Genomic DNA, 13274 nt, shown 5'->3' on the forward strand with positions numbered 1-13274 from the left:
TTCACCTTCTCTTCACATAACCACATTTCAACTTCATCTGGCCGTTCTATCGTAGCGCTATTACCGATAAGGAGCGCAGCAAAATGATGAAATCAGTCTTGTTTTGGAAAATAACGACGCTACTGGGATTGATGATCCTAATGTTGATCCCGATTGCACAGTTGATGGATATTATTCAGGAGCGCAGCGGTTATCGCCAAAGCGTCGTTGGGCAGGTGAGCGAAAGTACCAGTCGGGCGCAACGGGTTCTGGGTCCGTTGATTGTCATCCCGTATATCGAACGTGAAGAGAAAAAAGATGACAAGGGAAAGGTGACAGTGCAGGCGACGCGGCATTATCGTTATTTGTTACCGGAATCACTCAAGATTGAGGGTAAACCGAACGTAGAAATCCGTAAGTTAGGGATTTACCAAACGCAGATTTATCAAGGCGCATTAAAGTTCCAAGCCACTTTTGGGCAGCCAGAACTAGGGGATCTGCAAAAAAGTAATATAACGCTGGAACAACCTTTCCTCGTGGTGGCGTTAAGTGATTCACGCGGTATCAAAAGTATTTCGCCATTGAGTGGTACGCCGCAGCCAACGGCATTTGAACCGGGAACTCGAATTGGTGTGATGCCTCAGGGGATTCATGCGCCACTGCCATTGGACGCATTACGGAAAAATGGGCTGGATACCAGTTTTACCCTGACACTCGCGGGCACCAGCAGTTTGTCTGTCGTCCCGTTAGGGCGTAGTAGCGAACTGACATTGCAGAGCAACTGGCCACATCCTAATTTCCTCGGTAATTTCTTGCCGGATGAACGCAAAGTGACAGCCGATGGGTTCACCGCTCGCTGGCGCAGTACCTGGTTTGCCAACAACATCAACAGCTCTTTCGCTTATGACGATGGCATTGTGGATGAAGATAAACTGCCTACGTTTAGCACCAGCCTGATCGAACCGGTGGATCACTATCAACTGACCGAACGAGCGGTGAAATACGCGGTGCTGTTTATCGGTTTGACGTTTATGTCGTTCTTCTTGTTCGAAACCCTGACCGGTTTGCGTGTCCACCCCATCCAATATTTGCTGGTAGGTGCGGCGTTAGTCTTGTTCTACCTGATTCTGTTGGCGTTCTCGGAGCATTTGGGCTTTAACGTGGCTTATCTGTCGGCGAGCGTGGCGTGCAGCGGATTGATTGCTTTCTATCTCAGTGCGGTGCTACGCAGTAAATTACGTGGAGTGTTGTTTGCTGCCAGTTTGCTGTTGCTGTATGGCGTGTTGTATCTGCTGCTGCAGTCGGAGGATAACGCGCTGGTACTCGGTTCTGTGTTGTTGTTCGCGATACTGGCAGGGATTATGTTGCTGACGCGCAAGCTGGATTGGTATCAAGTGGCTGATCCTGCTCGTTTGAGCGCGGAGCCAGCGGCTGAGAAGAGTGAACATCGATTCCGCTTGTGGAAGTGATGGTCATGATGGGCGCGGTTTCGCGCCCAATTACGTTTACAGCAGTGGTTCCATTTCCAACAGGATTTGTTCACACCATTGCTGCATTCGTTCTTCACTCATGTCGTACTGGTTTACATCATCCAACGCCAAACCGACAAAATGTTTGCCGTCAGCACTTAATGGCTTAGGGCTGGTGAATTCGAAACCGTCGATCGGCCAGAAACCGATAAATTGGACGCCAAGCGGCGCGATGTGATCGTGCAACATACCGAGCGCATCGAGGAACCATTCGCCATAACCGAGTTGATCGCCCATACCATACATTGCGACGATTTTCCCTTTCAGATCCAGCTCGGTGAGCTGCGGCCAAATGACTTCCCAATCCTCCTGCAACTCACCAAAATCCCAAGTCGGAATACCGAGGATCAGAATGCTGTAATCCTCCATCAACTTAGGGGAAACGTCTTTCAGGTTGTGCAAATCGACCAGATCTTCACCTAGAATTTCACGGATTTTCTCTGCTGCCATCTCGGTATAGCAGGTGCTGGAGCCGTAAAACAGACCAATCTTCATCTTTAAACCGCTTTGTTACCTTACGTAGAATTGCAACGAGTGTACCATAAGGCAATAATGCCGGGGGCGAATGGAATGAAGAGAGGGCGGCGTGCAACCGCAAAACGCATTAATTGAGCAGTTTCTGGATGCGCTGTGGCTGGAACGTAATCTGGCTGAGAATACGCTGGCCTCTTACCGGCTGGATTTACAGGCCCTAGTCAACTGGCTCAATCAGCAAAATAGCAGTCTGTTACAGGCTGAAGCATTGGATTTGCAGGCATTTCTGGCGGAGCGCGTGGAAGGGGGCTATAAAGCCACCAGTTCTGCGCGTTTGCTGAGTGCCATGCGGCGTCTATTTCAATATCTGTACCGCGAAAAGCTGCGCGAGGACGATCCCACTGCGTTGTTAGCTTCGCCGAAACTGCCGCAACGGTTACCGAAAGATCTGAGCGAAGCGCAGGTGGAGGCCTTGTTGCAAGCCCCTTGTGTCGATCAACCGCTGGAGCTGCGTGATAAAGCGATGCTGGAAATGTTGTACGCCACCGGTTTACGCGTATCCGAACTGGTGGGCTTGAACATTAGCGATGTGAGTCTGCGCCAAGGCGTGGTGCGGGTGATCGGTAAAGGTAATAAGGAGCGGTTGGTTCCGCTGGGCGAAGAAGCAGTGTATTGGATCGAAAATTATATGGAGCATGGCCGCCCGTGGCTGGTTAATGGACAGGCGTTAGACGTTTTATTCCCCAGCAATCGTAGCCAACAAATGACTCGTCAGACTTTCTGGCATCGTATCAAACACTATGCGATTCTGGCCGGTATCGACAGCGAACGCTTGTCACCACACGTGTTGCGCCATGCGTTCGCCACCCATTTATTGAACCACGGTGCCGATCTTCGTGTCGTACAAATGTTATTGGGACACAGCGATCTCTCGACTACCCAAATTTATACTCATGTAGCAACCGAACGGTTGAAACAACTACATCAACAGCATCATCCGCGCGCCTAATGCGCCGGGTTGGAAAGGATTGAAGAATGAAAAAAGGTTTAATGCTGCTCTCTCTGCTGGTGGCCTCTGTCACTAGCGTGGCTCATGCCGACGATGCGGCGATCAAAAAAGCACTCGGCAGTTTGGGCATGCAACAAGCGGATGTGCAGCCTTCGCCGGTCGCTGGTTTGAAAACGGTACTGACCGAAAACGGCGTTCTGTACGTTTCAGAAGATGGTAAACATGTGCTGCAAGGCCCGTTGTTTGACGTGAGTGGCAAGCAGCCGGTCAACGTGACCAACCAATTGCTGGATAGCAAACTAGAAGCGCTGAAAGATCAAATGATTGTCTATAAAGCGCCGAAAGAGAAACACGTGATCACCGTGTTTACTGACATCACCTGTGGTTATTGTCACAAGCTGCACCAGCAGATGAAAGAGTATAACGATCTGGGGATCACCGTGCGTTATCTGGCGTTCCCACGTCAGGGACTCAACTCTCCAGCCGAAAAAGATATGCAATCGATCTGGTGTACCGCTAATAAAGCCAAAGCCTTCGATGAGGCGATGAAAGGTGACGCAGTATCCCCTGCGACCTGCAAAACCGACATCAGCAAGCATTACGCACTGGGCGTGCAGTACGGCATTCAAGGGACTCCAGCGATGATCTTGCAAAACGGCATGATGATCCCAGGTTATCAAGGGCCGAAAGAACTGGCTGCGATGTTGGACGCTCAACAAGCTGCGGCGAAATAACCGCTGGTGAGTATCAAAACCCAATTACGCCGTCGAGAGGCGGCGGATGATAGCCATCTTCCCGCTAATTTACCTCCGTTGTTGCGCCGCCTGTATGCATTGCGCGGCGTACAAGGAGAGCAAGAATTAGAACGTGGCGTGAAAGGGATGCTGCCTTGGCAGCAACTGAATGGTATTGATGCCGCGGTAGGTTTGTTGCAACAGGCGTTGGCTGATCAACGCCGCATCATGGTGGTCGGTGATTTCGATGCCGATGGCGCGACCAGTACCGCGTTGACGGTGTTGGCGCTACGAAGCATGGGCGGCAGCAATGTCGACTATCTGGTACCGAACCGTTTCGAAGATGGTTATGGTCTCAGCCCTGAAGTGGTGGAGCAGGCCGACGCACGCGGTGCAGAGCTAATCCTCACCGTGGACAACGGTATTTCCTCTCACGCGGGGGTTGATGTTGCTCACGCCAAAGGTATGCAGGTGTTGGTGACTGACCACCATCTGCCGGGAGAAACCCTGCCTGCGGCAGAAGCGATTGTTAACCCTAACTTGCGAGAGTGTGGTTTCCCCTCCAAATCCTTGGCGGGAGTCGGCGTTGCGTTTTACCTAATGCTGGCGCTGCGTGCCCGATTGCGTGATAGCGGCTGGTTCGAACAACGCGCATTAGCGATGCCTAATCTGGCGGAATTGCTGGATCTGGTGGCACTCGGCACGGTGGCAGATGTTGTGCCGCTCGATGCCAACAACCGCATTTTGGTCTATCAAGGTTTAAATCGTATCCGGGCTGGCAAATGCCGACCGGGCATTCGTGCGCTGTTAGAAGTGGCGAACCGCGAAGCGCGCACGCTGGCGGCCAACGATCTCGGTTTTGCTCTTGGTCCGCGTTTGAATGCTGCGGGGCGCTTGGATGATATGTCGGTTGGTGTGTCGTTATTATTGAGTGACGATATTGTTCAGGCGCGCATGTTAGCGAACGAACTCGATGCGTTGAACCAGACGCGCCGTGAGATTGAACAGGGCATGCAGGTTGAAGCACTACAGCTATGCGATCAACTGGAACGCACCAGCACCGAACTGCCTTACGGACTGGCGATGTACCATCCAGAATGGCACCAGGGCGTGGTGGGGATTTTGGCCTCGCGCATCAAAGAGCGTTTCCATCGTCCGGTGATTGCTTTTGCTCCCGCAGGCGATGGCATTTTGAAAGGCTCAGGCCGTTCAATTGCTGGGCTGCATATGCGTGATGCATTAGAGCGCTTGGATACGCTGAACCCTGGCCTGATGCTCAAGTTCGGTGGTCATGCGATGGCGGCAGGATTGTCGCTGGAAGAGAGTCAATTCGAACAGTTCCGCCAACGCTTTGGTGAATTGGTGGGTGAATGGCTCGATCCGGCGATGTTAGAAGGTGTGATTTGGTCGGACGGCGAACTATTGATGCAAGAACTGACGTTGGAAACCGCCGAACTGCTGCGTGAAGGTGGTCCGTGGGGGCAAGCGTTCCCTGAACCGACTTTCGACGGCAAGTTCCGCATTCTGCAGCAGCGGCTGGTCGGTGAAAAACACCTGAAACTGATGGTAGAACCACTTGGCGGCGGCCCGTTGCTGGACGGCATCGCTTTCAATATCGACACCACTCTGTGGCCGGATAGCAGCGTGCGAGAAGTCGAATTGGCTTACAAACTGGACGTTAATGAGTTCCGCGGTAACCGCAATGTGCAGTTGCTGATCCAGCACCTCTGGCCGCGTTAACGTTGAAGAAGTGCCTGAGTCAACTTGAGAATTCGGGCACTTTTTTCTAGTGTGGTGAAGGTGCGATGATGACGCTCTCAACGCCTTTTTGCTCGATGATTTCCAATATTCTAAGTGCAGCACCTTGTGGCGTGATTGCATTACGTTCCCATTTTTGCACGCTGGTGGTTGACATATTGACTACCGCAGCAAGATCGGACTGACTTAAACCGAGACGTTTACGCATCATCTTGATACGAGCGCCGTTCATGACCAGATTTTGTCGATCGTTTCTCTCTCTGGCTTCTACGCGTTGGTTAATTTTTTCTACGGTCTCATCAGAAACTGCGCCGATGGTATTAAATCGCTGAGCCATCTTTTGCAATCTAAGTAAGCGGTTATCAGTCATGGCAATGTACCTCTCGTAAGTACCCGTTATCTATGGCTATCTTGATAATATCTGGCGTCATGGCAAAGAAGTCTTTGGCTAGATCTCGATAAGTTTCCAGTTCATCATCGGCGATCTCTTTTGCCCCAGTTTGCTTTAGCGTGTTTTTCAGCCAGCCGTCGACAAAGTATTGGTGATGGCCGCTCTTGAATGCCACGATGGATCGCGCACCTGCACGCTTCCCTTGATTGAGTGGTATACGTTTCTTAATCACACCGCCGCCCAAGTCTCCGTCATGCAATCCGTTGACAATCTCTCTTGCTGCTTTGCATATCCTTTTGTCAAGAATATGGTTCTTACCCATAAATTTATCGAAATTATCAGTAACAAAAATATCCATATCATTCTCCGTCCCTTGTCAAATTTTCAGCATTACTATAGTCATTATGGCTATAGCGAACAATAATTATCCACTATTGGTGAGGGGAATGATCCGTGGGATGAAACGGTAAGAGCTCCGAGTTGGGTTGACGAGCTCTGATCATGACAAAAACTCGCCATCTCGCTACAAACTGTCGCCTGGATCCGCTAGAATAATCGGTTCTAATGGCACTCTGCCATTCATGACATCAACCGAAAGAACTCAAAAAACCATGTTTGAAATTAATCCGGTAAAGAACCGTATTCAGGACCTGTCCGAGCGGACGAGCGTTCTTCGGGGGTATCTTTGACTATGATGCCAAGAAAGAACGTCTAGAAGAAGTTAACGCTGAGCTAGAGCAGCCAGACGTGTGGAACGAACCTGAGCGCGCACAGGCGCTGGGTAAAGAGCGCTCGGCGCTCGAAGCCATCGTCGATACCATCGACAATCTGAAGCAGGGTGAAGAAGATGTCACCGGCCTGCTGGAATTGGCGATTGAGGCCGACGATGAAGAAACCTTTAATGAGGCGGTGGTTGAGCTTGATCAACTGACTAGCAAATTGGAAGGTCTAGAATTCCGTCGCATGTTCTCTGGTGAATACGACAGCGCGGACTGCTACCTGGATATTCAGGCGGGCTCCGGTGGTACCGAAGCGCAGGACTGGGCCAGCATGTTGCTGCGTATGTACTTGCGTTGGGCGGAAGCAAAAGGCTTTAAAACAGAAGTGATTGAAGAGTCTGATGGCGACGTTGCAGGTCTGAAATCCGCCACCATCAAAATTATCGGCGACTATGCGTTCGGCTGGTTGCGTACTGAAACTGGCGTGCATCGCCTGGTACGTAAGAGCCCGTTCGACTCAGGTGGCCGTCGCCATACCTCCTTCAGTTCGGTATTCGTCTACCCGGAAGTGGATGACGATATTGATATCGACATCAACCCGGCAGACCTGCGTATTGACGTTTACCGTGCTTCGGGCGCGGGCGGCCAGCATGTTAACAAAACCGAGTCTGCGGTGCGTATTACCCACTTACCGACCAACATTGTGGTGCAGTGCCAGAACGACCGTTCCCAGCATAAGAACAAAGATCAAGCATTCAAACAGTTGCGAGCCAAGCTGTATGAATATGAGATGCAAAAGAAAAATGCTGACAAGCAGGCTCTGGAAGACAACAAATCCGATATCGGCTGGGGTAGTCAAATCCGTTCTTACGTGCTGGATGATTCCCGTATCAAGGATTTGCGCACCAACGTTGAAACGCGTAACACGCAGGCCGTACTGGATGGCGACCTGGATAAATTCATTGAGGCAAGTTTGAAAGCCGGGTTATGAGGAACAGAAATGTCTGAGCAACAAGCAACAAGCGCCGATCAGGCGTTGGATCTAAACAACGAACTGCAATCACGCCGCGAAAAATTAGCGGTACTGCGCGAGAACGGCATTGCGTTCCCGAATGACTTCCGTCGTGACACCACGTCCGACAAGCTGCACGCAGCCTACGACAGCAAAGATAAAGCCGAGCTAGAAGATCTGGGTATCGAAGTGACTGTTGCTGGCCGCATGATGACCCGCCGTATCATGGGTAAGGCGTCTTTCGTTACCCTGCAAGACGTTGGTGGCCGTATCCAGTTATACGTCGCACGTGACGATCTGGCTGAAGGCATCTACAACGAGCAATTCAAGAAGTGGGATCTGGGCGATATCCTGGGTGCTCGCGGTAAGCTGTTCAAAACTCAGACCGGCGAACTTTCTATCCACTGTACTGAACTGCGTATGTTAACCAAAGCACTGCGCCCGTTGCCGGATAAATTCCACGGTTTGGCGGATCAGGAAACGCGTTACCGTCAGCGTTATTTGGATCTGATCGCTAACGAAGAATCACGCAACACCTTTAAAGTCCGTTCTCAAGTGATGGCGGCGATCCGTAACTTCATGGTGGAAAAAGGCTTCATGGAAGTCGAAACCCCAATGATGCAAGTGATCCCAGGCGGTGCTTCTGCACGTCCGTTCGTGACTCATCACAATGCGCTGGACATCGATATGTACCTGCGTATCGCGCCAGAACTGTATCTGAAGCGTCTGGTGGTGGGTGGCTTCGAGCGCGTGTTCGAAATTAACCGTAACTTCCGTAACGAAGGTGTTTCCCCGCGTCATAACCCAGAGTTCACCATGATGGAACTCTATATGGCGTATGCGGATTACAAAGATCTGATCGTTCTGACCGAAGAACTGTTCCGCACCCTGACCGAGAAAGTGTTGGGTAACAGCGTCGTGCAGTACGGTGAGCAGACCTTCGATTTCGGCAAGCCGTTTGAAAAACTGACTATGCGCGAAGCGATTAAAAAGCATCGTCCAGAAACCAATATCGCCGATCTAGACGATATGAACAAAGCGGTGGCGATTGCCGAATCTATCGGTATCAAAATCGAGAAGAGCTGGGGCTTGGGCCGCGTAGTGACTGAAATCTTTGAAGAAGTGGCAGAAAGCCATCTGATTCAACCGACCTTCATCACCGAATATCCAGCAGAAGTTTCTCCGCTGGCACGTCGTAACGACGATAATCCAGAAATCACCGATCGCTTCGAGTTCTTCATCGGTGGTCGTGAAATCGGTAACGGTTTCTCCGAGCTGAATGACGCAGAAGATCAGGCACAGCGTTTCGCTGATCAAGCTTCTGCTAAAGACGCAGGTGATGACGAAGCGATGTTCTACGACGAAGACTACGTTACCGCGCTGGAGCATGGCCTGCCACCGACGGCAGGCTTGGGTATTGGTATCGACCGTATGATGATGCTGTTCACCAACAGCCACACCATCCGTGACGTGATCCTGTTCCCAGCGATGCGCCCGGTAAAATAATTCACCTTGAGTGAAACCAACCGGTGTAGGTGACTGCGCCGGTTTTTTTATGGCTGTGAACTGAGGCCAGACATCTAACCGCTTAAAACATCAGCGATTAACTCAATTCCCCGCTTGCCCGATGTGGATAACCGGTTATAATGCCTACCGCACATCGTTGCGGGTGTAGTTCAATGGTAGAACGGCAGCTTCCCAAGCTGCATACGAGGGTTCGATTCCCTTCACCCGCTCCATGATCATTCTTTCAGTACCTATCTTATTGTATTTCTTAGTTATATCCTCTAAAAGCCTGTAGTTATATCATCAACTCCCACCCTGTAATTCCTGTTTGTCTGGATTAGTTATGTGATGCGCCCTACGTGAGCCAGTAGGCATGCGAGCGTCAACGATAAGAGGGAGTGCTTAAATTGCGTTCAATCCTGTATGAGGTTAAAATACAAATGTAAGTACAATTGTTATTACGTGAGGTGATTTATGGGTACCATTAATATTCGTGTAGATGATGACCTGAAAGAGCGTTCTTATGCGGCGTTGGAAAAGCTGGGTGTCACACCGTCCGAGTTACTGCGCCAAACATTGGAATATGTTGCCCAAAGCGGCAAGCTGCCGTTTAAACAGGCGCTGCTTACCGATGAAGATGCCAAGCTGGTTGAAATTGTCAGAGAACGTTTGGCTAACCCGCAAAAAGGCATAAAGGTTACGTTGGATGACCTATAACCTGATATTTGATCCCCGCGCTTGGAAGGAGTGGGGGAAGTTGGGCGACACAGTGCGCCAGCAATTCAAGAAGAAATTAGCAGCGGTGATCGAAGCGCCCCGCATAGAGGCCAACCGGCTACATAGCTTACCTGACTGCTATAAAATAAAGCTCCGCGCCTCTGGTTATCGGCTTATCTATCAGGTTCAGGATGAGCAAATCACGGTCTTTGTGGTTGCCATTGGGAAACGAGAGAAAGAAGAAGCCTATCAGGCGGCTGAGAAGCGACTTTAATCCCCATACCCCAATCTCATTAATGTGCAAAACGAAACTCAACTACAATGCGTAAATCACCCGTCACCCAGCGCTAGCACTGGGGAAAATCATTATTGCCACCAGCGGTGTACGAAACTCCACATCGAGCTCAAAGAACTTGTCTGCCGTAAGTGTTGGAGGTTTGTTGTGGTCAACACATGCCAGGCAGAGTGAGGACAGGTTAACCAGAATGCGTCGGTTAATCAGAAGCAAGCGCCTCGCCATTTGGAGTGAAGACATGTCGGAACTTATGAACTTGTTTAAAACCCCTTTTCAGTTCACTAAACCCAAAGGGATGAGGTGGGAAACGTTCGAATGTAAACGCTGGCAACTGTTCAGGTTGAAAGAAAAATATTGGCGAGCTTACGTGCCGGTGATCGAGCGTATAACGGGTAGTCCTTTACGCTACTCTGCTAATAGGGTGTGAAGATTTTTGTGTGCGGCCGATGGTTAATAGTGTCACCTGATTGCGTTAAGTACATTTAAGATGTAGATCTTAAATGTACAACACATATAAGGGATTATGATCGTTTACACATCAACACAGGCACGCGCCAATATTTCCGCAGTTCTTGACGCAGCTACGAGCGGGGAGCCGGTAGAAATTACTCGTCGTGATGGTTCTGCCGCCATAGTGATAAGTAAGGCTGAGTTTGAGGCCTACCAAAAGGTAAAACTTGATGCTGAGTTTGACAGTATTATGCAGCGTCATGGGCGAACAATTGAGGCTTTGACTGATAGATGTAGTGGATTAGCTCCAGTGAAATAGTGATATTCCACGATAGAATTTTGCAACTATACCCTGGTGGAGGGTATGCCTGATGTAGGGCGAGCTGAAGCCATTATTCATCGGGTTCACAATCTTGCTCACTATGAAGGTGTGGGTGATCTGTTTGATTTAGCTGCAGCTTATTGGGTTGCTATTGCGCGTGGGCATATTTTCAATGGTGGGAAAAGAGAACGGCATTTTTACCACTATGGCGTTTTTAAAGCGGAACGGCGTGCTAATCCGAGATGAAGATAACACGCTGGAGGAACTGACCGTACAGGCCGCTACGGGTGAATTTACCCCACAATAATTAGCGCAAAGTTTACGAGAGTTGGTCGAATAGAGAAGGGTTGTTTTGAATTACTGGCATCCTTATTCCTTTGTAAAACAAGCAATAATCTTATCTACACTTTGAGTAACCGATAATTTGGCGCTATCGAGTATCAAATGCTCTCTATCCCAAGGTTCGTAATTTCGGCGGGTTACGGTTACGTCATTCCAGTCCGGTAGCTTTAATCCATGAACTTCTGCTTTTCTGCTCTCTACACGTTCACGGTGTTGATTCTGGTTCGAGCAAACAACTTCAATTTCTAAATAGGGTGTCTTGATTGAAAGGGCAACATCGCGGTAGGCATCGCGTGTTAGTTGTAGTGGATTAACAGAATCAACGATGACCGTTGAGCCTATTTTCAGGTTTTCTCTGGCTAATTCATAGGCGACAAAATAGCCAGCAGGCCCCATCTCTCGAACACCTTCTTCGGCTTCACGAATTGCTTGTTCTATGGTGTCGATACGCAGGTAGATGGCGTTCAGTCGTTTAGCCAGTGCTTGAGCAATGGTGCTTTTCCCACTGCCGGGTAAGCCGCCGAAAATGATGAACATAGTTTGTTCCTGTTATGAGTGATGAGAACGATAAGAATAGTGTCCCATATTCAAGCCTAGTCTCAAATATTAGCATTATGATTCAATTGGATAGACATGCAGATTGATTTGTTTTTTACTCCGCTATTAATTCACGAAATGGAGAGTGAAAAATGAAAGGTATCTACTATTTACTACTGGCATCTGTGTTGGCATTTTCGGCATCGGCAGCAGAGAAAACAGATAAGGAAAACATGCGTAATCCGGTCAGCGTACATATTCTTGATCAAGGGACAGGCAAACCCGCCGTGGGTGTGGTGGTGACGCTTGAGCGCAAAGAAGGTATCGGCTGGTTGCCGCTTTCTTCGGTCGAAACAGACAATGACGGTAGAGTTAGTGCGCTGTATCCAAAGGCGAGCCCGCTTTCTACTGGGGTTTATCGCGTCACGTTTAAAACCGGTGATTATTTTAAAAAACATAATCAAAAAACCTTCTACCCTGAAATTCCGATTGTCGTAGATTTCTCATCTGCCGATCAGCATTACCACATTCCTTTACTCGTCAGCCCGTTTGGTTATTCATCGTATCGCGGAAGTTAAATCATTTTTGGCTGCCTTTAGAGACTCTGCTTATCAGTGAACAACTGCAAGCCGCACTCAACTTCTGCACCACCTATGTTAATATGCACTGCTGATGTTTCAACGGTATTGGCTGCATACAACATTTATATGATGAGGGTGGGTTTTGAGCACTGGAAGCAAATTAATGTCGTGGCGTCGAATAGTGGTCTGTATGTTCCTTGGACTGTTGTTGGCGGGGTGTTCGGGCAACGGCACCAAACGCGATTACGACAAACTCCCTAAAGGCAGCCACACCGGCAAGACCTATACCGTCAAGAAGGGCGATACGCTGTATTACATCGCTTGGATTACGGATAACGAAGTCAGCACTCTGGCTAAAATGAACAAACTCCGTGCTCCGTATAATTTGGAGGTCGGGCAAACGCTACGAGTCGTTCCTGGCTCTGCAACTAAATCCAGTGGTAAATCTTCCTCGCGTAGCTCTGGCACTGTGTTAGCGCAATCGGCACCGCCACCGGGCAGTTCCCGCTGTTGGCGTTGGCCGACCAGTGGCAAAATCATTGAAGGTTTCTCATTGTCTGATGGCGGCAACAAGGGCATCGATATTGCTGGCAGCCGTGGACAGGCAGTTTACGCCTCAGCGAAAGGGAAAGTGGTTTACGTCGGCAACCAACTGCGCGGTTATGGCAACCTGATCATGATCAAGCACGGTAATGATTACATCACCGCTTATGCCCACAACGACACCACCTTGGTGCGCAATGCGCAGGATGTGAAAGCCGGACAGAAGATTGCCACTATGGGTAGTTCCGGCACTAACCGCGTCGCGTTACACTTCCAGATCCGCTATCGCGCTACGGCGCTGGACCCGTTGAGGTACTTACCGCCGCAGGGCAAATCTCCGTCTTGCTGACTGTGAAGAACACCGTAAACGGCTCCG

Annotated in this window: 15 protein-coding genes, 1 tRNA gene and 1 pseudogene; 13 read left to right on the plus strand and 4 right to left on the minus strand. The window is 49.8% G+C overall.

Annotated features, from left to right (window positions below):
• Nucleotides 1-83: 83 nt before the first annotated feature.
• Entirely contained in the window at nt 84-1448 is a 1365-nt protein-coding gene (gene creD / locus AC3ISQ_RS04610; protein ID WP_489350969.1) for a cell envelope integrity protein CreD, read from the plus strand.
• A gap of 36 nt (nt 1449-1484) precedes the next feature.
• On the opposite strand, the gene fldB is transcribed toward creD, so the two are convergent.
• Entirely contained in the window at nt 1485-2003 is a 519-nt protein-coding gene (fldB, locus tag AC3ISQ_RS04615) for a flavodoxin FldB (RefSeq protein ID WP_489350971.1), read from the minus strand.
• A 91-nt stretch (nt 2004-2094) separates the two neighbouring features.
• On the opposite strand from fldB, the gene xerD reads away from it, so the two are divergent.
• The 3 genes from xerD to recJ are packed head-to-tail and all read left to right on the plus strand — an operon-like array spanning nt 2095 to nt 5465.
• On the plus strand, nt 2095-2991 hold the full coding sequence (gene xerD / locus AC3ISQ_RS04620; RefSeq protein WP_489350973.1) for a site-specific tyrosine recombinase XerD: 897 nt from the start codon (nt 2095-2097) through the stop codon (nt 2989-2991).
• 26 nt (nt 2992-3017) lie between these two features.
• Entirely contained in the window at nt 3018-3725 is a 708-nt protein-coding gene (dsbC, locus tag AC3ISQ_RS04625; RefSeq protein WP_489350975.1) for a bifunctional protein-disulfide isomerase/oxidoreductase DsbC, read from the plus strand.
• A gap of 6 nt (nt 3726-3731) precedes the next feature.
• A complete protein-coding gene (gene recJ / locus AC3ISQ_RS04630) occupies nt 3732-5465 on the plus strand; it encodes a single-stranded-DNA-specific exonuclease RecJ (protein ID WP_489350977.1) in 1734 nt (577 codons plus the stop codon).
• Nucleotides 5466-5511: 46 nt separating this feature from the next.
• Here the strand turns inward: recJ and AC3ISQ_RS04635 are convergent, their stop codons facing one another.
• Both AC3ISQ_RS04635 and AC3ISQ_RS04640 read right to left on the minus strand, forming a co-directional pair.
• Nucleotides 5512-5853, minus strand: a complete 342-nt coding sequence (locus tag AC3ISQ_RS04635; RefSeq protein ID WP_489350979.1) for a helix-turn-helix domain-containing protein — start codon at nt 5851-5853, stop codon at nt 5512-5514.
• Nucleotides 5846-6232: a type II toxin-antitoxin system RelE/ParE family toxin gene (locus AC3ISQ_RS04640; protein ID WP_489350981.1), complete on the minus strand. Its 387-nt coding sequence runs from the start codon at nt 6230-6232 to the stop codon at nt 5846-5848. Before AC3ISQ_RS04640 ends, AC3ISQ_RS04635 begins: the two co-directional genes overlap by 8 nt.
• Nucleotides 6233-6485: 253 nt before the next feature.
• Here AC3ISQ_RS04640 and prfB point away from each other — a divergent pair.
• From prfB to AC3ISQ_RS04675, 7 genes and pseudogenes are all read left to right on the plus strand, one after another.
• Nucleotides 6486-7584, plus strand: a protein-coding gene (gene prfB, locus AC3ISQ_RS04645) for a peptide chain release factor 2 (RefSeq protein ID WP_489350983.1) whose coding sequence is annotated in 2 segments (ribosomal slippage) — nt 6486-6560 and nt 6562-7584 — 1098 coding nt in all. Because the reading frame shifts where the segments join, the coding sequence is not laid out codon by codon here.
• A 9-nt stretch (nt 7585-7593) separates the two neighbouring features.
• A complete protein-coding gene (gene lysS, locus AC3ISQ_RS04650) occupies nt 7594-9111 on the plus strand; it encodes a lysine--tRNA ligase (RefSeq protein ID WP_489350985.1) in 1518 nt (505 codons plus the stop codon).
• Between the two features lie 159 nt (nt 9112-9270).
• Nucleotides 9271-9344 (plus strand) — tRNA-Gly (locus AC3ISQ_RS04655).
• Between the two features lie 241 nt (nt 9345-9585).
• The gene (locus AC3ISQ_RS04660; protein WP_489350987.1) at nt 9586-9828 is read left to right on the plus strand and encodes a type II toxin-antitoxin system RelB/DinJ family antitoxin; all 243 of its coding nucleotides are present in this window, start codon (nt 9586-9588) and stop codon (nt 9826-9828) included.
• On the plus strand, nt 9818-10102 hold the full coding sequence (locus AC3ISQ_RS04665) for a type II toxin-antitoxin system RelE family toxin (RefSeq protein ID WP_489350989.1): 285 nt from the start codon (nt 9818-9820) through the stop codon (nt 10100-10102). Before AC3ISQ_RS04660 ends, AC3ISQ_RS04665 begins: the two co-directional genes overlap by 11 nt.
• Before the next feature lie 544 nt (nt 10103-10646).
• Entirely contained in the window at nt 10647-10892 is a 246-nt protein-coding gene (locus AC3ISQ_RS04670; RefSeq protein WP_489350991.1) for a type II toxin-antitoxin system Phd/YefM family antitoxin, read from the plus strand.
• Nucleotides 10874-11202 (plus strand): annotated as a pseudogene (locus AC3ISQ_RS04675) (type II toxin-antitoxin system death-on-curing family toxin). The gene AC3ISQ_RS04670 and the pseudogene AC3ISQ_RS04675 overlap by 19 nt, the downstream one beginning before the upstream one ends.
• Before the next feature lie 62 nt (nt 11203-11264).
• Here the strand turns inward: AC3ISQ_RS04675 and AC3ISQ_RS04680 are convergent.
• On the minus strand, nt 11265-11774 hold the full coding sequence (locus tag AC3ISQ_RS04680; protein WP_489350993.1) for a P-loop nucleotide/nucleoside kinase family protein: 510 nt from the start codon (nt 11772-11774) through the stop codon (nt 11265-11267).
• Between the two features lie 152 nt (nt 11775-11926).
• On the opposite strand from AC3ISQ_RS04680, the gene uraH reads away from it, so the two are divergent.
• Entirely contained in the window at nt 11927-12352 is a 426-nt protein-coding gene (gene uraH / locus AC3ISQ_RS04685) for a hydroxyisourate hydrolase (protein WP_489350995.1), read from the plus strand.
• A 166-nt stretch (nt 12353-12518) separates the two neighbouring features.
• Complete coding sequence (gene actS, locus AC3ISQ_RS04690; protein WP_489350997.1) at nt 12519-13247, plus strand: amidase activator ActS; 729 nt, start codon at nt 12519-12521, stop codon at nt 13245-13247.
• The last annotated feature ends 27 nt before the right edge of the window (nt 13248-13274 follow it).

Source organism: Serratia sp. KH_031 (genome assembly GCF_057839655.1).

Coding starts and splice junctions, on each gene's coding strand:
- AC3ISQ_RS04640 (WP_489350981.1), bottom strand. CDS start 6,232: ATGGATATTTTTGTTACTGATAATTTCGATAAATTTATGGGTAAGAAC.
- actS (WP_489350997.1), top strand. CDS start 12,519: ATGTCGTGGCGTCGAATAGTGGTCTGTATGTTCCTTGGACTGTTGTTG.
- AC3ISQ_RS04665 (WP_489350989.1), top strand. CDS start 9,818: ATGACCTATAACCTGATATTTGATCCCCGCGCTTGGAAGGAGTGGGGG.
- creD (WP_489350969.1), top strand. CDS start 84: ATGATGAAATCAGTCTTGTTTTGGAAAATAACGACGCTACTGGGATTG.
- uraH (WP_489350995.1), top strand. CDS start 11,927: ATGAAAGGTATCTACTATTTACTACTGGCATCTGTGTTGGCATTTTCG.
- AC3ISQ_RS04635 (WP_489350979.1), bottom strand. CDS start 5,853: ATGACTGATAACCGCTTACTTAGATTGCAAAAGATGGCTCAGCGATTT.
- dsbC (WP_489350975.1), top strand. CDS start 3,018: ATGAAAAAAGGTTTAATGCTGCTCTCTCTGCTGGTGGCCTCTGTCACT.
- AC3ISQ_RS04670 (WP_489350991.1), top strand. CDS start 10,647: ATGATCGTTTACACATCAACACAGGCACGCGCCAATATTTCCGCAGTT.
- AC3ISQ_RS04660 (WP_489350987.1), top strand. CDS start 9,586: ATGGGTACCATTAATATTCGTGTAGATGATGACCTGAAAGAGCGTTCT.
- AC3ISQ_RS04680 (WP_489350993.1), bottom strand. CDS start 11,774: ATGTTCATCATTTTCGGCGGCTTACCCGGCAGTGGGAAAAGCACCATT.
- fldB (WP_489350971.1), bottom strand. CDS start 2,003: ATGAAGATTGGTCTGTTTTACGGCTCCAGCACCTGCTATACCGAGATG.
- lysS (WP_489350985.1), top strand. CDS start 7,594: ATGTCTGAGCAACAAGCAACAAGCGCCGATCAGGCGTTGGATCTAAAC.